This window comes from Bacillus cereus group sp. N12 (assembly GCF_016483575.1).
In the GTDB taxonomy this organism is placed as follows: domain Bacteria; phylum Bacillota; class Bacilli; order Bacillales; family Bacillaceae_G; genus Bacillus_A; species Bacillus_A toyonensis.
The window spans coordinates 16,292-43,089 of sequence record NZ_JAEHBO010000047.1 but is presented as its reverse complement, the minus strand read 5'-3'; the positions used below and the strand labels follow the sequence as shown (position 1 = coordinate 43,089).

Here is a 26,798-nt window from a genome sequence, read left to right as displayed (position 1 = left end):
GTAGACGGAAAAGTTGTAACAGATGCAGCTGACACAGACAAAGGTCAATTTGAAAAAGGAAAAGTAACTGGAAAACTGGGAGATGTGACAGATACTGAGTGGCATGCGGTAAAGTTTCACGCAAAAGTAAAAACGGGCCAAGCAGGTAAAGACATTCAAAACAAAGCAAAAGTAATAGGAGAGAATGTAACGTCACAAGAGCCACAGGTAAAAGTGAAAGTATATCCAAGAGATTCGAAGTTAGAATCAGAAAAAACAGCAAAAAACCTTCAAAATAAAAATATCGAAGTAGGCGATGAAATCAAGTATACGATCAAAACACGTAATACGGTTTCCGATAGCCTAGTACAAAATCTAGTAATTGAGGATACATTACCAGAAGGATTGGAATATGTATCAGGTACATTACAAGTAGATGGAAAAGCTGTAACAGATGCAGCCGACACAGACAAAGGTCAATTTGAAAAAGGAAAAGTAACTGGAAAACTTGGAAATGTGACAGATACTAAGTGGCATACAGTGGTATTTCACGCGAAAATCAAGTTAGGTCAATTTGGAAAAACGATTACGAATACAGCGGAAGTAACAGGAGAAGGTATATCAAGACAAACGCCGAAAACTGACGTATCCGTGGGGTTAGAAAAACTAGCTGACAAGCCAGTAATTGATCCAATCAAAGATACAGATAAAGAGATTACGGGTACAGGAACTCCTGGCGACGAAATTATTGTCAAAGATCCAACTGGAAAAGAGATTGGTAAAACAACTGTAGATAAAGCTGGAAAATGGAAGTTAGATGTTCCAGAAGGAACAAAATTAACCAAAGGTGATGAAATTACCGCTGTAGCGAAGAAGCCTGGAAGCGAAAAAGAAAGCGAGCCAGCAAAAACAATTGTTACAGGTGAAGAAAAACCAGCAATTGACCCAATCAAAGATACAGATAAAGGGATGGGTACAGGAACTACCGGGGACAAAATTATTGTCAAAGACCCAACACAAACAATAGATCCTTTGAGAATATTACCAAGTACAGGTGGTCAATTTTCAATAGCACTATATGCAGGTGGATTACTTCTTGTAATTGGTTTACTGTTCTTAGTGAGAAGTAAAAGAAAAAATAACTAAAAAATAGTTAAACTATATCCATTATACAATGGAAGATTTCATAGAAAAACCTTAGAGCTTAAGCAGATGGTTTCGGTAGTGCGCCGAAACCATCTTTTTTTAGCATCTAGGCCCAGTACAAGTGCTACTATAACCAGGGGCAAAGTAAATATTTTAGACAGTAGAGTTCTGGCTTCCAGAACCCTCTTTATATGCTAAAATTTTCTTGATAGAGGTCACCTTACATACCCATCAACCCCAAAATGAAAAAAGAGCTGTTTATTACATATTAGGACAAAATCTAGTTCCGGGAGTAAGTTATATTTTCTTAGCTTGATAGGCGGATATGGTGGACCTCAATAAGGAGATACAGTTGTTGGAGCTCGGATGAATAGATTAGCTAGAAGTTTGAAACACATGTTAGAACTCGTTGAAAATTTGGAAAAGTGAAATGTTCATATAGTTAGTCTGGATTATAATTTTGATACAAGAACAGCAACCGGAAAAAAGCTTTTCCATATCATTGGAGCTGTTACTGAATGGGAACGAGAGTTATTGAAAGAAAAACAAAGAGCCGGATTAGATATTGCTAAAAAAAGGGTAGGCAGCTGGGTCGGTCAGCGTTATATCGTGAAATTAATAAGAGAAATTTGAAAATGAATAAATAATGTGTCTATGAATTTAATAGTAAATATGTTTCATTGACTCTATAAGGGGCATTTAGTTGTTTTAGATCATATCGGATTCTTTTGTCCAAGACTGATGAATCCAACGCATAATTGTTATAGAAGTAATGGATAAGTTCCGTTACTCTAACGTTTTCAACAAGTTATGGAAACTTAATATTGATGTAGCGGTAGTACATAATAGTTATTTGGAAAATTAACACTTATGACTATGTATATATAATAGTTAACTTTCCTCTATACGGATATGCAATTTTACATATCCATATAGAGGAAGAAATAAGTGAAGAGTACTAAAAAACTATACTAAAATATTTTTTGGAAATGAAAATTCACCTGGTTAAATTAAATTAGGTATCTTTTTATCGGTGTTATTAAATTATAATTATTTTAATTATAGGGGTGAAGTTCCATAGCAATTTTAGAAGTATAGTATTTTAATGTGTACACATATTAAATAATTAAGATAATAAAGTGAAAAAGGACAAAATTATACAAAAACCTACAAAATTTTACTATATACGCACTGAAAATTTGATGTTTTAATAAGGGCACAAGGTGTTAGTTACATTTTAAGACATATAGAATCAAGATTATCGTCGTATATGCCTTTTATGTAATGACTTAAGGAATAAGTTTATAGTAGGGCATTATGTACAAATGTTTACAATCTATATTTATATTCCTTAAAATTCATCTTTAAAATAATCTATATAGATTAATAGTTTTAGTGTTGGATTTTAAATTAATTAAAATTTAGTCCAACTATTTTATCAAAAGACACCAATAAATGGGGGGATTACTATGAAAAAAGCGTTAGTCGCAGGGTTATTAGTTACAGCAGTATCTACAAGTTGCTTCGCACCTGTAAATACTTTTGCAGAAAGTAATACAACTTATTTACAACCAAGTAGTATACTTGGACCCGCTATGGATAGGTTATCAAATTCGATTACGAAATTAGGATCACAGACGCCATTAATTCAAGGATATGGGCTAATCATATTACAGCAACCAGACCTTGATGTAAATACTATATATGGAATAACAACTGATCAAGGTACTGCAAGAAACCATGTTCGAGATTGGCTGGATACATATAATCCCAAATTATTCAAAGTAAATCAAGACATACAGAGTTTCGGAATAACATTTACAAATTATTACAATACATTGGTTGAACTAGTTGGAAAAATGAATGAAGATCCACAAGCAAAAGCATTATTTGTACGTATTTTTAATTTACTTCAAGGTGACGTGCAAAAAATTCAGTATAATATAAAAATAAATTCAGAATACTTAAATAATTTTAAAGACGATTTGGTTGAAGATAGTAATAAATTTTCTATTAAAGTTACCAGAGCGTTTGAATCTTATAAGAGTTCAAACGGAGACATTGAAAAATTAAGAACAGAAATGGGACAACTTAATGCAGGCATTCAAGAAGATTTTGAAAAACTTCTAGCTCTACCAAAAGAAAATCTAGACGGTTCTTTAAATATTACAAAGTCGGTTATTAATATTTTGAAAGACGGAGTTAAAGATAAAACTGTAGACGTGTCTAATTTGGAAGCGATTTATAACCAATATGGACAACTCAAAAATGATAAAGTAACAGAACTGAATAAAGCTATTGCTCAGAAGCAACAGAAACTAATTCAATTGGTACAAAATTTATCGACTATTGAAGTGCAAGCAACTCAAATGACACTTATTGAGCAGCAATTAAATAACTTTACAAGAACAGCTAAAAATCAAACTCAAAGTTTTGACAATCTAGTAAGTAGTTGGGACACCTTTAATAACATAATGATTCAAACGGGGACAAGTCTTAATGCTGATACGAAAATAGATTCTAATTCATTACAAGCACGATTAAAAGAGCTTAAACAGTTTACGGATGAATTGAAAAAACAAACAACGGAATATCAAGAGAGTGTTACAAAAATAAAAGTAACAGGATGAAATTTGTAGAATTAAGAACAATAATTTTTAATAATGTAAGGAGAGAAAAATGTGATGAAAAAACCTTATAAAGTAATGGCTTTATCTACATTAATAGCAACAATCGTAGCGGGTGGCATTATGCCATCATATGCCTCGGCAGAGGAACCAGCACCTATTTATGCAAATCAAGACCTTAAATACCCTAGTTATTACCTTGGACCAACAGGGCTTGATAATGCGATGAAGGATACTAAATCCAATATGTTGGTAATGGACCTGTATGCTTTAACTATACTTAAACAAGCAGATATTAATTTGGATGGTTTACCTTCAGTTGGCGATGATTTAAAAACAGACATTAAAGCCAACCAAAATATTACTAGAGAAAATGCAACATACTGGTTAAATAATTTAAAATCAGGAATAATTACGACGAATCAAAATATTATCAGTTATGATACAACATTCCAAAATTATTCTCGTTATTTATTACAATATAAAAATGATCCAGTCAAACTAACAGCTTTGCTTACAAAGTTGAATGGTGAAATTTCACAGAATAAAGCTCAAGTTACCAAATTAGTGGATGATTTGAAAAGCTTTCGCGGCAAATTAGAAACAGATACACAAAAATTAAAAGGGAATGCTGAAAAAATCGTAAATATTTTAACTGGTGAAGAAGCTGGAATTCCACTGTTCCAGCAACAAATCGAAGCAAATAAAGCATTAATTGATGAAAATAACAAAATTTATATTGGATCGTCGGTTGCAACTGCTTTCAGTGTATACTTAATTCTTTCACCTTTTGCGCCTCTTGGTGCAGCTGGATTAGGAGGCTCGATATTCGGAGTTGTTTCATCGCAGCAGCAGATAATCAAGGCACAAGAAGAAATTATAAAGCTAACACAAGATATTTCAATGGCGAAACTACAGTCAGGTAGGTTAACGATAGTGCAAGGTGATATTAAAAATTTAACAGATACAATTGATAAAGCTATTGTTTCTCTTGAAAATATAAAGACTACGTGGGATGTAATGGGTACAAAATATGACGCATTGATTGATAAAGCTAAAAAGGTTGACCCAGAATTCCTTGCTATGGATATAACAGCAGATCTGGATACAGCGAAGGAACATTGGGAGCAGATTAGAAAGTATGCTGAAAATATTCAAAGTAGTGAGATTTCGTTCTTGAAATAATAATATTACATCAAGAAATTGCCGAAGTAATGAAAAATATAATATACTAAGTTTCCCTTTTGAAGAACACATAATATGAGTCTCCTGTTCAAGTTTGAGCAGGAGACTTCCTATATAGTTATGAAACTTAATAAAGATTATAGAATAAGAAAATAAGAGTATCTCTATTTTAATATGTTGTTTTATTTGCAATAATCTTAATTCATTTGAAGTAAAGAATAGAAGCTTATGAATTTAATAATATATGTGATGCATGTAAAAGAGTAGGTGAAAAAGATGAATAAGAATTTATATAAGAAGATTATTTTGTCAACAATCATTACGGGAATGGCAGCGAATAATGTAATTCCACTTCATACTTTAGCAGCAGAACCAACTGTGTCCCAACAGCAAGAAAGTTTGAAGAACTATTCCCTTGTTCCTGGTGAATTTAAAGAAGTAATGGGAAAAATGGTGGCAAATATCCTTACAATGGATTCATATGCCAATACAATCAGTAATCAACAGCTGACAGATTTAAGTAAAATAAGTTCTATAAATGGTGATTTACAAGCAAACATGATTAAGCATCAACGGGATTCAATAGAGAATGCCGACTTTTGGTTCATGTATTTTAAAACTCGTATTATGTACACGCATCAGAATATTGTAAGTTATAATGATACGTTTCAAGCAAGTTATAAGCTTTTACTAACTGCTATAGAGCAAAAAGATACAGAGAAATTAAAATATGAACTAGAAAATTTGCACAATAGTATTTTGTACAATAGTCAAAAATTAGATGTACTGTTAGAAAAATTGAAAAATTTTCAAGGTGAAATAGCAGAAGATACAAGAAATTTCAAAGAAGATTTCAATCAATTGGAGAATATTCTAGAAAGTACGAACGCTGGTATTCCGCTTCTACAACAACGAATTGAGAATTGTAATAATACAATTAAAGAAAACTATGATAAACGTGGTGGCTATATAGCTTTATCTGTATTTATGCCTCCGATTGGTATACCATTGATTGTCACTACTGACAAGAATATCACATCTGCACAACAAGAAATAGAACAATTAAAGTCCAGAATTTCTGGAGCAGAGGCAGAAGTAGTTATTTTGACTGATGCCAAAAATAAAACGGAACATATGGCTGCAACAGTTGGTACAGCTGTTACTGCTCTTGAAAATATAAAGACTCAGTGGGGGACAGTGGAGAAAAAATATAAATCATTGATTGACAGTGTTGACAACATTAATCTAGACTTGTTTGATGAGATTATAAGAGCAGATCTGAATACAGCGAAGGATAATTGGCAGGACCTTAAAAATTATACGGATAAATTATATGAAGGTGCTAAGATCGCACAAAATAAATAGATTGTACAAATAGGACCAGATTGCAACTGAATATGAGTAAAATTAAATAATAAAAGCTTATCGTAAACTAAAAGAAGCATAAGATGGACAAAATGGCCATCTTATGCTTCTTGTTACAGCAATATTGTCGTACCCCAACAGATTATTGACTCGTGCAACTTCAATATATTATTCATATAATTTGTTTGAGGGTTTATTCCATGATTTTATAATTTTAAAGCTGCCATTATAATAATAATTTCCCCCGATTTTCATAACCGCTACTTAAATTTAGTTAATAACCAGAGTCTTCTGAAGTAAGATTATCTATCATTTTATAGTCATACTTTTGTAATGGTTTTTCAGCAGGCCCTTCAAGTACTTCCCCTGTATACGAGAATCGCGAACCATGGCATGGGCAATCCCAAGAACGTTCTCCATTGTTCCATTCAACTTCACATCCAATGTGGGTACAAGTTGTATCTACAATATGAAGTTTACCTTCTGTATCCTTATAAGCTCCTTTTCTATGTCCATCAATATCAACGACAGCTCCTTCATCGTTAGATAAATCACGAATACATTTTTGAGGAATCTCTAACTTTCCTTTAATTAAGTGTCCAACAACATTGGCATTTTCGACTAAGAAGTTCTTTAAACTAGGATTCATGTGGAAACGAGAGGGAGTATATAATTCCCGATATTTGTTTTTTTCTTTTAATATGATGTCTCGAAATAAAAGCGCCGCTGCGGTTCCGTTTGTCATACCCCATTTTCTATATCCAGTAGCAATTAATATATTTTTTTGATCGGAGGTAATTTCACCGATATAAGGAATCTTGTCTAGTGTAATTAAATCTTGTGCTGACCACCGATAGGGAATATTTTCAAGGCCAAAGACTTGTTGACCGAATATTTCTAGTACTTCATAATGTTTTAGTGTTTCTCCGCCTTGTCCCGTTTTATGACTTTCTCCAGAGATAAGAATAAATTTTTCACCATTAATTGTTGTAGAACGGAGAGAGCGGGTTGGTTCATCTACACTAATATACATACCACCTGGATAATCTGTTTTTGTCTTAGCTGCAATTATATAGGATCGGTCTGCATGCATTCTTGTAGAGTAAAGTCCTGCGCCTTCATAAAAAGGGAAATGAGAACAAGAGAGAATATACTTTCCTGTAATTTGAGCTCCTCCACGGGTAAGAACTACAGGTTGTTCGCCTGTTTTTATATTTACTGCTGTGGTATTTTCAAAGATGTATCCACCTTTTTCTGTAATTATATTTGAAAGATGAGCTAAATACTTAAGGGGATGGAATTGTGCTTGATTTCTCATAACAAGTGCATTATGTATTTTTAAATCAATAGGAAGTTTGTTTACAAGTTCGCCTTCAATACGAAGTTCATTATAAGCTTCTGCTTCTTTTTCTAACTTAAATGCATATTCTTCTGTTGTGGCATACAAATAAGCATCTTGTTGAGTAAAATCGCAATCAATGTGATGTTTATTAATTGTGGCTTGAATGAATTTTAAGGCATCTATGTTTGCTTCGTAATACAATCTGGCGGTAGTTTTTCCAGTATATCTGATAAGCTCGTCATAAATCATATCATGTTGAGCAGTAATTTTAGCTGTCGTATGTCCAGTCGTTCCATTTAATAATTTATCTGCCTCTATAACAGCGACTTTTAGACCTTCATTTACTAAAAGATAGGCAGAAGTAATGCCAGTAATTCCTCCTCCTACAATAATAACATCTACCTGCATGTCATTTTCTAAGGAAGGGTATTCTGGTAAATGGATACTGCTCGTCCAATAAGATTCGGTATTATGGGGTAATATTCCATCGTAATTATTGTTATTTGTCACTATAAATCCTCCATCTAATGGTTTATAGATCTATTATTTCCATTTATTAGAGAGGTAAACTTTTAGTTTAGAAAACAGCAAATTGTGGGTGGATGGCATGTTCAATTTAGATGTAATTTTATTCACTATCATGTTCAGAAGGATAAAAAGTAGAAGATCCATATGGTGAAACAAGATACTTCTTATGTTTGCTTTATGACTCGGAGGGTATTTTTTCTCTATTCTAGACATTGTGTTGCCCTTAAATAAAGTTTAATCAAATTAATACTAAATAATCTTGATAAACAATCATAGAAAAGAGCGTGTTTTGAAAAAGGTAAATCAAAACACGCTCTTAATATTTCAGTTGGTTTATTCTGTTATAAAAAAGTTTAATCATTTTCTATCTATATTACTATACTATCAGACTCTTTTCTTTAATAAGTCTAAAAGTGAATGTGGAGAATTCAAGTGCTTATAAGGAATACTTAGCTAACTGTTCACCCCAAGATGATAATTCAGTTTCAATAAATCCTGCTTTTTTATATACAAATTTGGCTGTAAGGTTATCAGGAGCATATCCAATCATTATTATGGAAATGTTTGCGTTATTATTTCTTCTTATCTCATCAATTACTAGATGTATAGCTTGTTTACCTATACCTTTCCCTTGAAATTTTTTATCAATCATAAGTCTATAAATCCAATAATTATTATCATCAGAATCTATCCCAAACATAGTAAATCCTATCATTTTTTCATCAAGATAAATACCTTTTGCATAGAAGTTATCTAGAAATTGAACTTCTGCGATAGAATAAAGGTTGGATGCAATAAATGTTTGTTGTTCTTCTTTAACAGACAGTCTAATTGCTTCTTCCCAATTACTTTTGTCAATAGGATTTAAATAAATTTTCTTCAATCTGATACTCTCCTTCTAATATTGAAGAGGAACCACGTAGTTTATGGGCTAGTGAAACGTTATCCTCTTGTTTTTTTGCCCAATCAGATAGAAATATTTTCTCATCGACGACACCCACTTAAAGGTATACTTAAAAACACGTTATTATATTCAATATAATTAGTATCTTTCCCTATATTTTATATCATATATTAAGAGAAAGAATGTAGGTTAGAAAGGAGTTTTATAGATTGAGTTATTTGGAGGGAAATGACTTAAGTGAACAAAATATGGTAAGTGTACCTAATCCCTACGTATATCAGACATTACAATCGGTAATTGGTAAACATGTGGTTATTGAAACTGTAAGATGTAATGTAAGAGGAAAGTTAAAGGATGTGAAACCAGATCATTTGCTAATTGAAGATACGGTACCATATATTGTACGAATTCAACAAATTGTATGGATTATGCCAAAACAATGATTAAATTACGTCTAATTTGATTTATAACAAATTGGTTTCATAGATGTCCAAATAAAAACACAGGGTTTTATCTCTGTGTTTCTTCAAATTTTCTTTTTTGGATATAGGCTTGAGCATGGATAATTTCTTTCTGAAGTTCTTTTAATTCTTCCGTAGATCCTGATTCAATCCTCATGTACGTAGTAACTAGACTAATCATCATATCCATCTTCTCTACTATATTTTGAATGACCTGTTCAGATTGCTCTTTTTTAGGATGTTGTATTGCTATTAAAGCATTTTCTATATAATTGTTCTTTCTTTGCTGGATATCATAAATAAACTGCTTTGTGTTTGAGTTCATTTGCTATTCCTCCATTTTGGATATACTTCTATTCTATCATATTCGAATGGAAAATATTAGATTATTCTAAATGTAAACCTGTCTCGCACATCTCCTCAAATATACAAACTAGTCCTTTAATGTAAAGGAAGCTAAGAAAAATTTTTATAAAGAAAAAGCCGATTTCCCTATAAATTAAGGGTATCGGCTTTTGTTCATATTAGGAGGAATTTTGTTTTCTTAGCTGGATAGAGATGTGGTGCTACTCCATTAGTAAAACAAAGAATTTAATTAGCTCACTAAAAAGGTGACTTTAAGTAGGAGGTATATATACGGAATACCACCAGCATTTCTCTCATTTTCCACTTTAATTTATGGAATGAAGTATTTGACGTAAATAACTTCTTCTAATAATAAGGTAGTAAATTATTTGTACACTAATAAAGCTCGTGAATATGAGAATAGAATTTCCTGCAATAGGTAAGTCTATGTGCCTGCTCTGCGCTAAAGCCCTTATTGCCAAGAAGGCCATGCTACTGTGAAGAACTGAAATCACGATAGGTATAAAAAATAATATGCTAATTTGTTGGGTTACAATTTTTTTTAACTCTCTTTTAGTTAACCCTAATTTAGAAAGCATTTGAAATTGGCTTTTATCTCGTTCTAAATCTGTGAATAAACGGAAGTATAAGAAACTAATTGCAAAAATAAAAAATACAACTCCTACTAGTACACTAAGAATAGATAGTATCGCATTCACTTGTTTGCCTTCTAACCATTTTAACACCGGGCTATCAAATATAAAAGGCGGACGTCCGCTCCTATAATCATTTGAAATTATCTTCGCAAGTTGTTTAGCCACATCTCCTGTTTCATACATATTTTTAATTAAAAAACGATAGTCTATATGCGAATCGGTCTTTACTTCTGCTAATTGCTGTGTATTTATTATTGTTTCGTACATTGAATCCGAAACGACGACAGAAAAGTGAGAAGATGGGCTGATAATATTATTTATTAATATTTTGTTCCTCGAAAGATTAAAATGTTTATTATCCTGTTCTAGTGTAAGTGATGAAGACATTTTCTTTAATTCCTCTTGAGAAGCCGCTCTCAGATACATTTTTGATGGAAGGATTAGACTGTCTGTTTCCTTTTTTAACGTTTCTACCGGGTATCCTAGTGTTTTGGCAGTTGTGTTGTAATCAGTCAGTTTCATTATTGATATTCCTCCGTCTGTATAAAAACCAGTAGAGGATACTAATTTATATGAGAATCCAGCATTATGTAATTGTTTCTCTATTTGAGAAATATGAGATGCCTCCTCGTTGTTGCCTTTAAATGATTTATATTCGAATGCATAAGAGCTGTTAACTGTCGCTAATGCGCCATTTCCAATAGAAAGACAAGCACCGATAGAGGTAAAGGCAACTGCGGAAAGTATACTTACTAGAAAGAGTGTTCTTGCGTTATCTGTCATTCGATATGTTAACTCTGAAATCATTAACATATTGGTTTTTTTAAAGAACGTGTATTGACGATTTTTCAATATTGTAATGACATAAAAGCTGAGCTGAGTAAATAAAAAGTATGTTCCTAATACGCTTAAGAAAACACATATTAACAGAACGTATATTTCATTTCCTTTTCTTAATGCTGTATCTAAATAAAATGCCGAGATATATCCAATGCTAATACAAAGAATTGAGAAGAAAGCTAGCCATTTAGATGACTTTGGTTCTGCTTTTGGTTTTTCTTCGGATTTCATAAGTTCAATTAGCTGTGATACTTTCATTACCCGTACAGTGAAAAAAGAGACAAGTATAAATAAAATAAAAAACATAAGAGATGTTATTAAAATTGCCTTAGCAGGAAAATAAAATGGAAGCCCACCTTTTAACAGGAAAAGGGAACCACTTATCAGTAAGATTAGTTTTCCAAAAACTAATCCAAGTCCAATCCCAACAATAATTGCAGAACATCCAATTAACATATTTTCCATGAAAATTAGCTTTTTTAATTGTGCGTTAGACATGCCATGGAGTAATAAAATCCCAAATTCCTTTTTCCTTGTTTTTAAAAACATAGTAATAGAATATAGAATGAAAAAGAAGGAGAAAAATATAATTAGATATTGAGCAATTTTAAATCCTTTTGTACTTAAAGAACTCATGGTCTCACTGGTCGATACAAGATTACCAGTGAAATTAGGATGAAATGCAAGCAATTCAAAAGTAAATAGTACCATCACGGCAAATGTACTACTCAAAAAATGTCCAAGGTATAATCGTTTATTGCGAGTGACATTATTATATACAAGCTGACGAAAATTCATGTTAATTACCTCCTAGTGAAGATAGTACATCTGTGATGTTTTTGTGAAATTTCGAACGTTTGTCACCGCGATAAATTTCATTATAAAAAGATCCATCTGTAATGAAGATTACTCGATCACAGTAACTCGCTGCTACAGGATCATGTGTCACTAGCATCATAGTTACTTGTTGTTCTTGATTTAATTTCTTTAGGAGTTCCATCACATCATTTGCCGCTTTTGAATCTAAATTTCCTGTTGGTTCATCTGCTAATATTAATTGAGGAGAATGAATGAGGGCACGAGCAATGGCGGTTCGTTGAGCTTGTCCTCCAGAAATTTCATAGGTTCTTTTATCTAAAATCTGTTCAATTCCAAGTTTTTTAGAAATAACTTCTACTTTGTTGTTCATTTCATTCAAACTTACATTATCTAATGTAAGTGGTAAAACAATATTCTCTTTTACAGTTAGAGTATTCATGAGGTTAAAGGATTGAAAGACAAACCCTAGTTCACGGCGTCTAAATAATGCTAAATCATTAGAAGATAAACAATGGGGATTTTTTTCGTTAATAAATACTTCTCCTGATGTTGGTGCATCAATAGTAGAAATCATATTCAGTAAAGTTGATTTGCCACTTCCTGATGCTCCCATAATTCCTACAAATTCTCCTTTTTGTATTGTCAAATCAATATTGGAAAGAGCTGTATAAGCTATATTTCCTGTATTATAAATTTTACTTAAGTTACGGACTGTTAATATACTCATAGTTATTATCTCCTGTTCGTTTGTTGGCTATATATAATTTAATCTAAAGTATTATAGTCCTCATATTGAATTGTCTTACATTTACCTTACAAGCATGTAAGAATTCTATCTTTTAAGAAAATTGTTTTAGAGGAGGTTAGAGATTTAACTCAACATATTTACATGTGTATAACGCCTATTAAATTAAAGGAAGGAACCTATCAAATTTCCTAATAGGTTCCTTTTTTAAAAGCAAAAATTTCAAATATAGAGCCATGCTTCAAATCTTATAAAGTTAAAAATTTCTTGTTTTATTTTAGCTTGTTATTGATAAGATACTAGCATTCAATTTTTTTATGATTCAATCTAGAATAAAATATCTACTACCGTTTGATAGGCAGTGCATAATAGCCAAAAGCTATATCCAGCAAGGCACTTGCCTCTTGACGCAGTAACAGGTCTTTCGGACGGAACATAAAGGAACCATCAGCATTGATGGAAGTATCAGGGTCTAGAATTCCTTGGGAGGCAAGTGCTTGAATCGATTGGACTGCCCAGTCATCTGCGGCATCGAGTAATTTAACTTTAATAGCTTTATCAGGTTGAATCGGTTTCAAGTCTATAATTTGCTTAACGTTTTGAATCATGGTTGCTGCGACCTGTCGGGTAATCGGAGTAGCACGGTTATACTCTGGAATTCCATTCATAATTTTTGCCTTTGCCTCCTTGGATTCGTCTGGAAAACCGTTAAATCCATGAGCAAGTAACAACGTATCCGCAAACTCTCCTTGTGTCATAGTACCCATTGGATCGAATAAATTACCTTCTTTAGCATCCATGATGTTTAAAGCATAAAGATTATCGATATGACTTCTATAGTTACTCATTTGCGGGACATCTGCTAAGGACGGTTTGTTGTTAATTTTTTGTGCATCAGCCATGAAATCTAGGCTTTTAGGAGAGCTGTAGTGAAAATATGTGATTTCTCCAGCTGCATTTTTTTTGAAAGCAACCTTGTAGCCTTCCGAATCTTCAAATAACAACGGATGAATCATTTTGAGAACTTGTTTTCCGGATAATCCCCCTTCCATGACCAAATTCCCATTTTCATAGGTAAAGTGGGTGCGAATTGAAGCAAAACGTGTGTTTTGGTACAAACCCAAATATTTCTGGGATTCTTTCTCCTCTAACGAAAGATATTTAGTTTTTTCCACCTTCTTAGCAGGGAAATAGTGATCCATGAGAGCTTCATACACGTCTATACTCATCGTTGAATCATTATTGTAAGACATGAAGAATGCTGTTTTTTGTTCAGGCACTAAAATCATCAGTGATTGATGTCCAGGCATACTTCCCCCTTTCATTACGACGTGTTGACCGTTAGCAAATTCATTGAAAGGCGTTTCAAATCCAATTGTCGCAACAGGAATCGTCTTATCATCAAAAACTTGATAGGCATGCATCATATCCATGCTTTTTTTACTTACAATTTCTTTGTCTTTAAACTTTCCTTTCTGTAGTTGCATAATCATGTATTTTGACATGTCTTCTGCAGTAGATAAAATGCCTCCTTCTGGTGCATCCGTTATGTTCCTACTTGTTGGAATCGGATCGCCAGTGGGACCATAATGTATAGCCATTCTTTCGAGAAGATCAGGCGTTAAGCTCATACTTGTAGATTTCATGTCTAATGGTTTGAAAATATTCTTTTCCATATATTTCGAGAAGGGGGTACTAGTAACATTCTCTACTGCAAACCCTGCGAGCGCAAATGCGACGTTGTCATACGTATAAACTTCACCTGGTGGCCGTACTACAGTTGGCATATGTTTAGAGAAGAATTCTTTCATCGGTATACTATTATTAACGTATTCAGGTCCAGTTATCGTTGTGAGATTGGGAGAATCTACCCCGCTGGTATAAGTGAGCATATCAAACAAGGTAAGGGGTTTTCCTGTTTGATTAGGTATTTGTAATCCGCCAAGATATTTTTGTACGTCTTGATCTAGTTTAAGCTTTCCTTTATCGACTTGCTGCATCACAGCCAAAGCAGTAAAAGTTTTCGAGACTGAAGCTATTTGAAAGACCGTGTCCTTAGTAACGGGGATTTTCTTTTCTTTATCAGCATATCCATATCCTTTATTGACAACGACCTTTCCATCATGAACGACGACAAAACTAGAACCATTCACATTATATTTCTTCATTTTTTCCTCAAATAACGGATCAGCAAAAGATTCTATTTCTTTTTTATTAGTAGGTCCTTTCGGCATTTGGATATTAGTTCCGGATGCCAATGGCTTTGATTTTTCAGCCTCTAATGATTGTTGGGAACACGCAGAAATCATGGTTGAAGAAGAAAGAAGAACTGCAACAATCCCCAGTTTGTTAATTGCTTGTTTCATTTTTGTACGCTCCTTTATTTAATTAGGATTTTTTGTTAGCACAACGAGTTAGCGGCTCGTTAGTGTATGAACAGAGTGTAGCAAGAGGCAAGTCATGGTAGGTAGTGAGTTTTTGTAATATTTATAAAGAAGAACAAAAATTGAGTGGGATACAGCGGTATTAATAGTTATGTCATACAAACAATGACATTTTGACACTACCGTATGTGACATAAAAAAACTTAGAATCAAAGAGCAGTTTTTAAAGCATTAACAATAAATGAGGAGGGGAGATTTTCATTGTGTATTACAAAAATATAAAGGGGCGTGTAAGGGGGAAACAAGTATGACTTATTTATGAAAAACAAACCATTAACAAGAGTATTTTAAGGAAAATAAATAATTTATAGGGTTAACATACATGTGGAAAAAGAGCAATTTACCGCTTGTTAGGACAAAATAGCATTTGTGTAAATAATGCTGAGTAAGATAATTGCAAATCCATTTTTGTCCATTTGTCTTTGGTTAAGATGAAAGCTGTGTGACTTGTATAAAACAACAAATAACTACCGATAAAATATGAATAGAGGAGAGGAATATCTTTATGAAAAAACATTGTCAGATTACATCTACAGGTTTAGTCCTTTTAATGACTGGAAGTTCTTTGTTATACACAACACCAAGCTCAATTGTAAAAGCAGAGTCTGATCAAAATGTATCTAGTTCGTTACAAACAAATACTCAAAGGGATCGTACTTCCGTCAAGAAAGCAATGCGGGATACACTACAACTTGGATACCCAGGGATACTCGCCAAAATTTCAAAGGATAGAAAAACGTGGAGTCATGCTGCTGGGGTAGCGGATCTGAGAACCAAGAAACCAATGAAAGCAGATTATCGTTTTCGTATTGGCAGTGTTACGAAGACATTCATTGCAACAGTTCTACTTCAATTGGCTGGAGAGAACCGCTTGAATCTAGATGACTCCATCGAAAAATGGTTGCCTGGCGTCATTCAAGGAAACGGATATGATGGTAACCAGATTACAATTCGGCAGTTATTGAATCATACAAGTGGGATTGCTGAATACTTAAAGTCAAAAGACTATAATATTATGGATACAAAAAAATTGTATACGGCTGAAGAATTAGTAAAGATGGGAATTTCTCTTCCACCAGACTTTGCTCCAGGTAAGGGCTGGTCTTATTCAAACACAGGATACGTAATACTAGGTATGCTTATTGAAAAAGTAACTGGAAACAGCTATGCGGAAGAGGTTGAAAATCGGATTGTTGAACCGCTCGAATTGTCGAATACATTCCTACCTGGTAATTCAACTGTTATTCCAGGTACCAATCATGCCCGTGGATATTTCCAACTAGACGAAGCAAGTGAGCCAAAAGACGTTACTTATTCTTACCCAGGTAATTCGGATGGAGATATGATTTCTACTGCTGACGATTTGAACAAATTTTTCTCTTACTTACTTAGTGGCAAATTACTGAAGGAACAGCAACTAAAACAAATGCTTACTACAGTTCCTACAGGAACAGAAATAATCGATGGATATGGTCTTGGAATCTATGAAAAAAAACTTTCAAATGGTGTCTCGATTTGGGGACACGCAGGTGGCTCTCCAGGTTTTTCTACTTTTGCTGGAGGCACAATTGGAGGCAAGCATACATTAGCCGTCAATTTGAACAGCAATAAAGCTAATAGTCCTAATCCTTTTAAAAATATTTTACTTGCTGAATTTAGCAAGTAGGCAAAAGGAAAAATGAATAAACTTTGTCATAGTTTATTTTTGAACAGCTGACTATATCATTTTCAACAAAAACTAGCGATCTAGTATTTCGATATAATGATGAAAATAGGGACAAATATAAACTAAATACAATAAGTGTTCAAGAATCATTCACTGTAAATAAACAAGAAGTTAATCAAGGTTTTTTTATCCCTACAATTAGGTAACCATGATTATTTTATTGAAGTAGGGAGGCGACATCCAAAAGCATAATAATTTTATATGCAGCAAGCATCTAAGAAATGTTACTGGAATAACCAGTGTAGGTATATATTTATTTGAAAATACAAAAAATTAATCTCTTAGAATATAATACTATGTATTATTTAGTAGATAAAATGAGGGACCGAGGAATTTTTACGTATGATGCACGAAATTAAGGAATTGATTATGACATGTCATTTCTTTCAGGAATCCTTATTATAAGGATTCCTTTTTTGTACCAAAAAATTTGTAAAGAAATAAGATAAGATCGGGAACACATTCCTATCTTTAGCATAAAGAGTTAGCGTATGAACAGAGTATAGCAAGGGGTTTATCATATTTATAAAGGATACTAAAAGTTGAGTGGGATAAGGTTGTATTAATAGTTATGTCATACAAATCATGACATTTTGACACTACCGTTTGTGACAGAAAAATTCTTAGAATAAAAAAGTAGCTTTTAACGCATTAGCAATGAATGAGGAGGAGAGATTTTAATAATGAAAGCATCAGCTCAAAAAACTTTGCAAGATTTTTATTTCTTGTTATTTACCTTTGTATCCGGTTTTTTTTACTTTTGTTTCTATCTGATCAGCATTACATTTGCATTAGTAATGACGATTATTTTTTGGGGTATTCCCTTATTAGCGTGGGTACTACAAACAACTCAAACGTTTGTTCAGTATGAACGTATTCAGACGAAAGTTTATACAGATATATCGATAGAGCTATTCGAACCAAGAAAAAAAGAGGAGAGAGATAAATGGATTAAAGTGAGGGATATAATCCTTAATAATAGCAACTGGAGGGCTATTTTTTGGCTCATGCAGAAAATTTTTGTCGGAATAATGAGTCTTATATGTGCTGTTTTACTGTATGTAATGCCAATAGTATGTATCGTTACCCCCTTACTTTTTCAATATTTTAATATATACTTATTGGGCATTGCTGTGAATTCATGGGAGACAGCAATTTTTGTCATGATTGTTGGTTTCATTCTCATCTGGATACATAATCTTATTGGAAACGACTTAGTTCGAATTATTGGAATGTACACGCGTTTCATGTTTAAAGCTATAAAGGAGTGATAATTTGTTTAAGACTTTAAAACTATGGTTTTGGTATGATTGGGCCTTACTTTGTATACGCTTTATTGTTTGGCTATCATTGATATCAACGACTATCCAACAACAAGATCATTTGACAGTACCACTTTGGATCATAATCCTTTGGGAGGTCGTTTCATTTTCAGTACCTTGGATTTGTTTAATGTTCAGTTATCGCTATTATTTATTTACTGAAATAATATTATTTGGCGGAGTTTGTTTCTATTTAACTTTATTATTTCCGTTAGCGTATCTTGCTTTTTTAATGCCCACTTTTATGATTGCGGCAAATAGCGTTCATAAATCTTACCGCTGGTCAGGTCCTATCACAATTATTTTGTTCCCGTTGCTCATTGCGATATTTTCCGAAGTGACAGATTTATGGGTAATCATCCTACAACTCAGTTTAGCTTTTGCTATGGGCTCTTTCTTTCGTTTACTGGCTATTAATTACCGTCAAAGTGAAATTATTCGGAACCAGAAACATGTATTGGAACAATACGTATCCCAAGTTGAGCGGATTACATTACTGGAGGAACGTGATAGGCTCTCAAAAGACTTACACGATACGATGGGGCATTCCTATACTTCAATTATTATGGGGATGGAAACATTGCGTGTGGAATTAAAGTCTAAAGAAGGAGAGCAACAGCTAGATTCATTATTACAATTGGCCCGTAACAGTATGGAAGAAGTAAGACTGTATTTACACCAATTAGATTTATCACAAGAGTCGCTTCCCTTAGCTACCACACTACAACAATTGACAGAGGAATTTAAGAAACATGCAAAAGTAAATGTACGTACTCGAATAATAGGGGAAGAGTATATGGTCTCCAAACAATCAAAAATGACACTATATCGGAGCTTGCAGGAATCACTAACAAATGCTGTTCGCCATGGGCATTCCACAGAAATCATTGTGTCACTTCATTTTGAACCACAACAGATAAGATTGGATGTAGAGGATAATGGCTGTGGGGTAGAAGAGTGGAAGGATGGATTTGGATTAACTGCAATGAAAGAGCGTGTAAGTCAGTCACAAGGAAGAGTCATTGTTTATTCCAAAAAAGGGGAAGGGACATTAATTTCATGTGTTTTACCGAAACAAGTACAACTGGCTAACGAACAAATTCGCCTGTGTATTGTCGATGATCATTCTTTTATTCGAGAAAGTCTTCATACAATTTTGGGTGGACTGGAGGATTTACAAGTAGTGGGAATGGCTGAAGATGGAGAACGGGCTTTGGAATTGTGCGATAGACTAAAACCAGATGTAGTATTAATGGATTTAGAGATGCCAAATCTGGATGGGATTCATGCAACTAAAATGATTAAGAAAAAATGGCCGGACATTCGTGTACTCATTCTGTCAACCTTCCAGAATACAGAAAGGGCAAAAGAAATTATACGAAATGGTGCGGATGGATATGTATTGAAATCCATAGATTCGCGTGAACTAGCTGAATCAATTCGTCTAGTCTATCGAGGAGGCACGATGATTACTCATGACTTGTTCCATAGGATGTGGGAAGAAAAAGAAGAAACAGGATTATTTGAATCACGATCAGATGGAATAGAGTATGGATTAACAAAACGAGAAGTAGAGATTTTGGAACTACTATCACAAGGAAGCCGTTATAAAACAATAGCTTCGACACTTTACTTGTCAAACGGAACGGTAAGAAATTACGCCTCCAATCTCTATGAGAAGCTAGGAGTTAAAAATCGAGAAGAAGCCGTACAAAAGGCAAAAGATATAGGATTACTTTCTTGACTCTCTCACTTGAATTAGTTAGCTGAAGTCAATGGGGAACTTACAGACAATGCAGGGCATCACTACCCACTCCTACATTTAAAACTACAATGAAAAATAAAGACTTGGAACGCCGCTGCTTTTTTGTGAACAAAGTTGTTTAAAAAGGTTATTTGGATTTTCATATCGAAATAGTAAAACACTATAGACGAAGACTATAACTAAATTTGAAACAAGGTTTAAGGTAGATGAATGTTTTATTCAAACCTATCTTTACAGAGGACTGGTAAATAGTTTTCATATTCGTTAGTACATCGGTCCTAAATCTAAAAGTAAAATAGGTATTTTTGGGTCAATAACATCTTTGATTTAGATGTTATTGACCCAATTTAGAAAATATCTATTAAGTTGCCACGAGTAATTTTAGAATTGAAAGAGGGAATTTCGTAAATTCGGGGATAATAATACTCACTAAATTAAAGCTCTCTATAAAGAGAAGAATTTAGAAACTAAAGAAATCCGTGCGACGGTGCTTGATTGTAGTCAAATATAAAATATGTTGTTTTGAGTTGAAGTAAGATGTGTAATTGAAAAAGATAACAGGATAATATATTTCTAATCATTTAAAGGGAAGGGTATGTGATTGAGGTGAATAATACATATAATGAAAAGACGCATACATTGATTAAACAATTATTAAAAAAGTTTTCACCAAAAGTTCCTGGCTTTTCATATATTGCTAGTTTTGATAGCGGAGTAACTTATAAAGGTGCAGTTGGCTTAGCTTCTATAGAGAAAAATCTACCCATAACTACCAAAACCGTTTTTAATATAGCCTCAGTTTCTAAACAATTCACAGCATTTTCTATATTACTCTTAGAACAAGAGAGGAAATTGAGTTTAGATGATTCAATTGTAAAATTTGTCCCTTCTATAGGTGCATATGCTGAACCTGTAACATTGAGACATCTAATTCATCACACTGGTGGACTAGTTGATTATATGGAATTGGCTCAAGCAGAAAATATTAAATTTACTGATATATTAACTGTGGAAGAATCGCTAAAGCACCTTAAAAATCATCAAATTGCAAGATTCCCAGTTGGCACAAAATTTGAGTATAGCAATACAGGATATTTTTTATTGTCACTAGTGGTAGAGAAGGTAAGTCGCAGGTCTCTACGTCAGTTTGCAAAGGAACGTATTTTTGATCCTTTACACATGAAAGACACAACAATTGTGGATTACTATCCAACTACTATATCAATTGCTAGAGGATATTCAAAGAATGAACAAGGAGCATATAAGATCTATGAAAGCCCTTGGGAACATACAGGGGATGGAGCAGTTCATACAAATGTTGAAGACCTGGTAAGATGGGGAGAGAATTTAACTACAGGTACCGTTGGTGGAAAAAACCTTGTTAAAAGAATGAGCGGAATAGGTCCCAAGATTTCTCCAACTGGGGAGTCGATTATTGACAATGAAGATTATGCTTATGGGCTAAGGCTTGCTGAAGGTTTTAACTATCGGTACTTGGAACATTCAGGAAGTTGGGCGGGTTATCGTTCACACTTTATGCGGTTTCCAAAAGAATATTTGTCCGTTGTAGTTCTAAGTAATTATGATGGATTTGACTCTAAAGAATATGCTAATAAAATAGCAGAAATTGTTTTAGAAAAGTAAAAAATAGAGGGTAGAATACAGTATTGGGATTTAGTTTATTTCACGTTGTTTTATATTGTTTTAACGGTATTTGCCTTACACTTCCTCCAAATCTAATCAAACAAATGGAAATAACCTCAGAATCAGAGTTGGATTTTTTATGTTTTTATTTCTCTTTTTACATTTATCTTTTAATGAGATGAATGCTTTTTTAGTTCATAATAAAAAATAACCAGAAAAACTGTCACAAAATCCGTTTTTCTGGTTGTTCTATAATACAGGTATCAAATAGAGAGTAAGATTTAAACTAACATGTTAACCATAGAAAATGAAGAAAGTCATGCGTCTGCTATGACCTTTGAAGATTTATTTAAGCAGTAATATGCTTTTGCTGTGAAACAAATCATATGGATTGTTATAGATAAATCTATCGCTGAAGAGTTAGCATAAGAAGTATTTTTACAATTATATCGTAGCGATTGGGTAAGTTTCATTACCAAATGAAACTTACCCAATCGACCGCTATGAAGAAAAAATGTATGCAACCATGATACTTAATTTAACTCAAATACCTTTTGTTCCAGAAGCAGTAAAAGATATGAAAGCCATCGCAGTATTTCTTTCTCCAAACTTTGCTAAAGACTTGTCCAACTTATCAGGAAATTTTTGTATTAGAGAATATGGTTCTTTAGAGGAACTAGTACCAAATGAGATGTCACTTACGTTTCCAAATCTAAAACCTTTTCCCTTAATACCTAGATTACTTTTTGGGAATATAGAAAAGCAAACAAAACAACACTTCAAAAAGTTCATTTTTTCATTTTGGGTTAATTCTAAATTCTTAAGTTGATGGATATAGATTATTAACTTAAAACAACATAATTTCAATTATCTAGAGACAACGGTCTTTCATTAATATAATAAATGGAAGGTTATTTAATCCCCTATTTTTGGATATGCAAAATTACATAAAAAAACATGTTTAAATAAGACGCGCTTTTATATATAACTAGAGGTAGAGAAGAAAAACTATTGTTTAGGGTTAATTTAAACTTTTTATTTTAATCGATGTGTGTTGGTATTCCATTAAGAGAGAAATTAAGCAATTAGCCTTTGCTAATCGCTCTTTTATTAGAGCTATTTAACTTTCGTGAATAAGATGAATATCCGCATAAGAATCTTTATATTTAGAAAGGGATAAAAAATGAAAAAAATCGTATCAACACTATGTATAGCTGGAGTGACTTTAACTATTTTAGGAGTATGTCCTCAAAGTAGTTATGCTCATCTCGATCAAATTGATTTAAATGAGAATGATCCTATTACTGCAAGATGGTCTGCAGAAGCTCCGTATCATTCTGATAAAAGTACACATTTATGGATTGCAAAACAAGCTATTGAAATTATGAAAACAGAATCTAATATTGAAGCAAATAAGCAGGCTGTGGACTTTTTTAATTATCCACAATATAAAGATTTATTTTCTAAAGGATTATATGATGCAGATTATAATGCAGAGTTTAACGATGGTGGTACAGGAATAGGTGGCGTTTTTAAAGGCGGATGGAAATCTCATTTTTATGATCCTGATACTAAAGAAAATTATAGAGGAGAAACAAATCCAACGGCTCTTACACAAGGTAAGAAATACTTTTATGAATCTGGAGAACATTTACGAAATAAGGACTATGAAAAAGCTTTCTATTACTTAGGAGTAGCCACGCACTACTTTACAGATGCTACTCAACCTATGCATGCAGCAAATTTTACTGCAATTGATACGAGAGCTATAAAATATCATAGCTACTTTGAAAATTATGTTACAACCATTCAAAAGCAATTTGCAGTCAATACTGGAGGGAACTATAATAATTCTCTATCCACACCTGAAGAATGGATTGATTATGCAGCTCGAGTAGCTAAACCTGAAATTCAAAATATTACTAATGATAAAACATTTAAGTATTATAATAGTGGTAAGGCACAATTGTGGCAAGAAATGGTTACCCCAGCTGTGCAGCGAAGCTTAGGAGAAGCTCAGCGCAATACAGCAGGTTTCTTAAATCTGTGGTTTAAAACTTTTACTGAAAATGTGAAAGCTCCAAGTATAGAGACTGCATTAATCTATGATATAGAAGGAAACGTCATAGAAGCAGGGAAAAACTATTATATCGTACCAAGTGAATCTCCTTATCAAGGTCTAACATTTGAATGGTATATAGCAAATCGTTACGATTATGTCACACTTGCAAATAAAGAAAACAATGGTGTATCTGGTACACCTATGGAATTTGAATTCTACAAAGAAAATGATGCAAACCTACACCACGGGGAGAGTATATATCTTCGCATGAAGCACTCAAATTACGACCAATTCCAATATTTAAATTGGTCTAATTATTCTAGTTGGATTCACCTTGCTCAAAAATCTGATAGTTTAGCTGATTTTAAAATTAAAATTAACCTGGATAATCCTACAGAATATAATATTTTTACAGATGACTATCCATTAAATTATGAGAATATAAATGCAAAGAAAAATTGGATTGTACTAGGTGAAAAAAAACAAAAACCTAGCTCATGGAAGTTTATCCCTGTTAGATAACCTAAAAAGAAAAACACTCGTCCTTAATCAGAACGGGTGTTTTTCTTTTTAGGAATTATAACCCAGAAATTTAATGTTAAAATTTTATCGTTTTTCGACAGAAGACTCCTTCCTCAAAAAGAGAAGGTGTGAAATACCAATTTTAGGTAAACGAAAATTAGAACATAAAAATGAATTAGTTTATTTTGTAATTGCTGAAAATAAGCAAGTATACAATTCATATCAAATGTAAAGCATGTTCCAATCGTATAACTTGTTTGTTTGAAAATTTATTTCATGATTTTACATTTGTAACCATCCACGTTTTTTGAGCTCTTTATACAAATTACTCACGTGGCAACCCATTTCCTTTGAAATATCTGGATAATTTACTCCTTGATTATATAAAATTATTGCTTGTTTGCACTTTTCATCCCATTTTTCTTCTATCGTTTTTACTTTTGTCAATCTCTTTCTAAATTCTTTTTTACCCAGCGTAATAAGTTTTTTTCCTATTTCGCATTGTTCAATACAATACTGTTCTACATCCGTTTGATATTTACAATTTTTACAATATTCATCCTGCAAACGTATTATTCTTACTTTTTTCGCGACCGCTCTCATATCGTATTCACTCCGATTTGATTTATATATATCATAGTTTTACGAGCGTACTCTTGCTATTTACGTTAATCTTATAATTAATTCCAGTAAAAGCTTTACTTAAATTTTTTTCTTGAAAATTGTATTTAAAATGTACTCTATACGTAAATTGATCCATTTTTTGCATCCGTATTCTTTGTTTCCTGTATCTTTTGCCCTGTCTTTAATGCTTTATATTTTCAATGATTGCTTTTTCTTTTGATTTAATAATTTCTATCTGATATATATTACTATTAACTTCCTAATATTTTTATGCTTATCTATATAATAAAAAGAATTTTATGAATTGAGACCAGCCAATTATATATATTTTTTCTCAGCCATTGTGAATCCTTCATCCCTTGCCACGAATTTTTACAATGTTATTTTTTTTACTGTGTTTATTTCATTTTTTAGCGATAATTCTAATGAAAAAACAACAGATTGATTTACGGAATCAGTCTGTCCAAAATCAGAAAGAATTCATCCAATAAAAATAGAACAACATATAGAATATCATATATTATAATTAATAAACTTAATTTTATTGAAAATTGAAATATTAAGCAATATTCCTATTGCTATTAAATTAACCATTAAAGAACTTCCACCAAAACTTACAAATGGAAATGGGGTACCCGTAAGAGGAAGTATTCCCGTAATACCGCCTAAATTAACAACAGATTGCAAACCAATCATACACCCTATACCAATTGCTATAAAACTTCCGAATGGATCTTCACATAGCTGTGCAATTTTTAGTGAGCGAAGAACTATAGCTAATACTCCGGCCATTATTATGAATACACCAATGAATCCTAATTCTTCAGAAACGATTGCCATTATAAAATCAGTATGTGGTTCGGGGAGATAACCAGTTTTTTGAATGCTATTTCCAAATCCACGTCCAATAATTCCTCCTGAGCCAATGGCAATAAAAGAATTTACAAGTTGATATCCATTTCCCTGTGCATCAACAAAGGGATTGATAATTGTAGTAATACGTGTCTTTTGAACATCTGACAAACTAAATTGAATCAAAAAATATAAAATAGGTAACCAAAAAATAGCACCTATTATAGTTCTTTTAATTAATAGATTTATATTTATTCCCGAGCAAAGAAATATGCTAAAAACTATACCTAATATTAAAAGTGCAGATCCTAAGTTTGGCTGTTTATAGATTAGGAAAAAAATTGTAGCTAAAAAAAATAAAAGTTTTCCGCCCCCAATCCAAATTTGTTTAGCTGACCCTTGTCGCAATGCAAAAAAACGGGCTGTTACAAGTATTGTTCCTAATTTAAGAAATTCAGCTGGCTGTATTCCAAAGATCCATGATTGAGCATTATTTACCACCTTTCCTTTCCATAAAACCATAATTAACAAAAAAATCCCTCCAATCATAATACAGATTGAGACTATTCGTTTTTTCCATATTTCATATGGGAGAATAGCACAAACTATTAGCCCAATTGTTCCTAAAAATAGTTTTATTAATTGAGAATCAACAAAATGCCTACTGTTATAACCGTAATGTTGAACAGCAACAATGGAGCTAGCGCTATACATCATGATAATACCTAAAGTACATGTTATGAATAGAGGGAGGAGCAATAGATAATCGAGTTTTATTATTTTTTTCATTTTAAAATCCTCCTGATTTACATTAACACTTAATATTACATTTGCTAATGAATAGAATCTTGTTCTCAACAAGTATTAAATAGTACTTATGTTTTGAGAGATTCTA

19 protein-coding genes and 2 pseudogenes are annotated in these 26,798 nt (G+C 32.8%); 13 read left to right on the top strand and 8 right to left on the bottom strand.

The annotated features are described in order from the left end of the window. The 5 genes from JDS92_RS19585 to nheC form a co-directional block, all read left to right on the top strand. Positions 1-1,125 (top strand): isopeptide-forming domain-containing fimbrial protein (locus JDS92_RS19585; protein ID WP_199632393.1); only part of this gene is annotated, 1,125 nt, incomplete at its 5' end. Between the two features lie 438 nt (positions 1,126-1,563). Beyond that, positions 1,564-1,758 carry a recombinase family protein gene (locus JDS92_RS19580; RefSeq protein WP_307838336.1) on the top strand — a complete coding sequence of 65 codons (195 nt, stop codon included), beginning with the start codon at positions 1,564-1,566 and terminating at the stop codon, positions 1,756-1,758. Positions 1,759-2,594: 836 nt separating this feature from the next. Beyond that, the gene (gene nheA / locus JDS92_RS19575) at positions 2,595-3,755 is read left to right on the top strand and encodes a non-hemolytic enterotoxin subunit A (RefSeq protein ID WP_199632392.1); all 1,161 of its coding nucleotides are present in this window, start codon (positions 2,595-2,597) and stop codon (positions 3,753-3,755) included. Between the two features lie 54 nt (positions 3,756-3,809). Next, the gene (nheB, locus tag JDS92_RS19570; protein WP_199632397.1) at positions 3,810-4,937 is read left to right on the top strand and encodes a non-hemolytic enterotoxin subunit B; all 1,128 of its coding nucleotides are present in this window, start codon (positions 3,810-3,812) and stop codon (positions 4,935-4,937) included. A 276-nt stretch (positions 4,938-5,213) separates the two neighbouring features. Next, positions 5,214-6,302 (top strand): non-hemolytic enterotoxin subunit C, encoded by a 1,089-nt coding sequence (nheC, locus tag JDS92_RS19565; RefSeq protein WP_199632391.1) that lies wholly within the window; start codon positions 5,214-5,216, stop codon positions 6,300-6,302. A gap of 274 nt (positions 6,303-6,576) precedes the next feature. Here nheC and JDS92_RS19560 read toward each other — a convergent pair whose 3' ends face one another. Together JDS92_RS19560 and JDS92_RS19555 are read right to left on the bottom strand one after the other, a co-directional pair. Continuing rightward, on the bottom strand, positions 6,577-8,154 hold the full coding sequence (locus tag JDS92_RS19560; RefSeq protein WP_199632390.1) for an FAD-dependent oxidoreductase: 1,578 nt from the start codon (positions 8,152-8,154) through the stop codon (positions 6,577-6,579). Positions 8,155-8,608: 454 nt separating this feature from the next. Further along, the gene (locus JDS92_RS19555; RefSeq protein WP_199632389.1) at positions 8,609-9,055 is read right to left on the bottom strand and encodes a GNAT family N-acetyltransferase; all 447 of its coding nucleotides are present in this window, start codon (positions 9,053-9,055) and stop codon (positions 8,609-8,611) included. Positions 9,056-9,285: 230 nt separating this feature from the next. Here JDS92_RS19555 and JDS92_RS19550 point away from each other — a divergent pair, with 230 nt between their 5' ends. Beyond that, positions 9,286-9,519 carry a YuzF family protein gene (locus JDS92_RS19550; RefSeq protein WP_199632388.1) on the top strand — a complete coding sequence of 78 codons (234 nt, stop codon included), beginning with the start codon at positions 9,286-9,288 and terminating at the stop codon, positions 9,517-9,519. Between the two features lie 67 nt (positions 9,520-9,586). On the opposite strand, the gene JDS92_RS19545 is transcribed toward JDS92_RS19550, so the two are convergent. From JDS92_RS19545 to JDS92_RS19530, 4 genes are all read right to left on the bottom strand, one after another. After that, complete coding sequence (locus tag JDS92_RS19545) at positions 9,587-9,862, bottom strand: hypothetical protein (protein ID WP_001087712.1); 276 nt, start codon at positions 9,860-9,862, stop codon at positions 9,587-9,589. Between the two features lie 346 nt (positions 9,863-10,208). After that, a complete protein-coding gene (locus JDS92_RS19540) occupies positions 10,209-12,176 on the bottom strand; it encodes an ABC transporter permease (protein WP_098711804.1) in 1,968 nt (655 codons plus the stop codon). A gap of 1 nt (position 12,177) precedes the next feature. Then, positions 12,178-12,924 (bottom strand): ABC transporter ATP-binding protein, encoded by a 747-nt coding sequence (locus JDS92_RS19535; protein WP_199632387.1) that lies wholly within the window; start codon positions 12,922-12,924, stop codon positions 12,178-12,180. Positions 12,925-13,286: 362 nt separating this feature from the next. Then, a complete protein-coding gene (locus JDS92_RS19530; protein WP_199632386.1) occupies positions 13,287-15,308 on the bottom strand; it encodes a serine hydrolase domain-containing protein in 2,022 nt (673 codons plus the stop codon). 583 nt (positions 15,309-15,891) lie between these two features. On the opposite strand from JDS92_RS19530, the gene JDS92_RS19525 reads away from it, so the two are divergent. The 7 genes and pseudogenes from JDS92_RS19525 (at position 15,892) to JDS92_RS19495 (ending at position 24,427) form a co-directional block, all read left to right on the top strand. Further along, the gene (locus JDS92_RS19525; RefSeq protein WP_199632385.1) at positions 15,892-17,052 is read left to right on the top strand and encodes a serine hydrolase domain-containing protein; all 1,161 of its coding nucleotides are present in this window, start codon (positions 15,892-15,894) and stop codon (positions 17,050-17,052) included. Positions 17,053-17,792: 740 nt separating this feature from the next. Further along, on the top strand, positions 17,793-18,383 hold the full coding sequence (locus JDS92_RS19520; RefSeq protein WP_199632396.1) for a sensor domain-containing protein: 591 nt from the start codon (positions 17,793-17,795) through the stop codon (positions 18,381-18,383). A 4-nt stretch (positions 18,384-18,387) separates the two neighbouring features. Then, positions 18,388-20,178 carry a helix-turn-helix transcriptional regulator gene (locus tag JDS92_RS19515; protein ID WP_199632384.1) on the top strand — a complete coding sequence of 597 codons (1,791 nt, stop codon included), beginning with the start codon at positions 18,388-18,390 and terminating at the stop codon, positions 20,176-20,178. Positions 20,179-20,805: 627 nt separating this feature from the next. Then, positions 20,806-21,843 (top strand): serine hydrolase domain-containing protein, encoded by a 1,038-nt coding sequence (locus JDS92_RS19510; protein WP_199632395.1) that lies wholly within the window; start codon positions 20,806-20,808, stop codon positions 21,841-21,843. A gap of 291 nt (positions 21,844-22,134) precedes the next feature. After that, positions 22,135-22,269, top strand: a pseudogene (locus tag JDS92_RS19505) (RNA polymerase sigma factor SigX); the annotation flags it as partial. Between the two features lie 67 nt (positions 22,270-22,336). Beyond that, positions 22,337-22,588, top strand: a pseudogene (locus JDS92_RS19500) (DUF1963 domain-containing protein); the annotation flags it as partial. 438 nt (positions 22,589-23,026) lie between these two features. Beyond that, positions 23,027-24,427 carry a zinc dependent phospholipase C family protein gene (locus JDS92_RS19495; protein WP_199632383.1) on the top strand — a complete coding sequence of 467 codons (1,401 nt, stop codon included), beginning with the start codon at positions 23,027-23,029 and terminating at the stop codon, positions 24,425-24,427. A gap of 282 nt (positions 24,428-24,709) precedes the next feature. Here the strand turns inward: JDS92_RS19495 and JDS92_RS19490 are convergent, their stop codons facing one another. Together JDS92_RS19490 and JDS92_RS19485 are read right to left on the bottom strand one after the other, a co-directional pair. Further along, on the bottom strand, positions 24,710-25,030 hold the full coding sequence (locus tag JDS92_RS19490; RefSeq protein WP_199632382.1) for a helix-turn-helix domain-containing protein: 321 nt from the start codon (positions 25,028-25,030) through the stop codon (positions 24,710-24,712). Between the two features lie 534 nt (positions 25,031-25,564). Further along, positions 25,565-26,692, bottom strand: a complete 1,128-nt coding sequence (locus tag JDS92_RS19485) for an FtsW/RodA/SpoVE family cell cycle protein (RefSeq protein WP_097959394.1) — start codon at positions 26,690-26,692, stop codon at positions 25,565-25,567. Between the last annotated feature and the right edge of the window lie 106 nt (positions 26,693-26,798).

Excerpts from the sequence above, each read along its gene's own strand:
- nheB (WP_199632397.1), top strand. The coding sequence starts at position 3,810 with ATGAAAAAACCTTATAAAGTAATGGCTTTATCTACATTAATAGCAACA.
- JDS92_RS19530 (WP_199632386.1), bottom strand. The coding sequence starts at position 15,308 with ATGAAACAAGCAATTAACAAACTGGGGATTGTTGCAGTTCTTCTTTCT.
- JDS92_RS19495 (WP_199632383.1), top strand. The coding sequence starts at position 23,027 with ATGAAAAAAATCGTATCAACACTATGTATAGCTGGAGTGACTTTAACT.
- JDS92_RS19540 (WP_098711804.1), bottom strand. The coding sequence starts at position 12,176 with ATGAATTTTCGTCAGCTTGTATATAATAATGTCACTCGCAATAAACGA.
- nheA (WP_199632392.1), top strand. The coding sequence starts at position 2,595 with ATGAAAAAAGCGTTAGTCGCAGGGTTATTAGTTACAGCAGTATCTACA.
- JDS92_RS19525 (WP_199632385.1), top strand. The coding sequence starts at position 15,892 with ATGAAAAAACATTGTCAGATTACATCTACAGGTTTAGTCCTTTTAATG.
- nheC (WP_199632391.1), top strand. The coding sequence starts at position 5,214 with ATGAATAAGAATTTATATAAGAAGATTATTTTGTCAACAATCATTACG.
- JDS92_RS19485 (WP_097959394.1), bottom strand. The coding sequence starts at position 26,692 with ATGAAAAAAATAATAAAACTCGATTATCTATTGCTCCTCCCTCTATTC.
- JDS92_RS19535 (WP_199632387.1), bottom strand. The coding sequence starts at position 12,924 with ATGAGTATATTAACAGTCCGTAACTTAAGTAAAATTTATAATACAGGA.
- JDS92_RS19545 (WP_001087712.1), bottom strand. The coding sequence starts at position 9,862 with ATGAACTCAAACACAAAGCAGTTTATTTATGATATCCAGCAAAGAAAG.
- JDS92_RS19490 (WP_199632382.1), bottom strand. The coding sequence starts at position 25,030 with ATGAGAGCGGTCGCGAAAAAAGTAAGAATAATACGTTTGCAGGATGAA.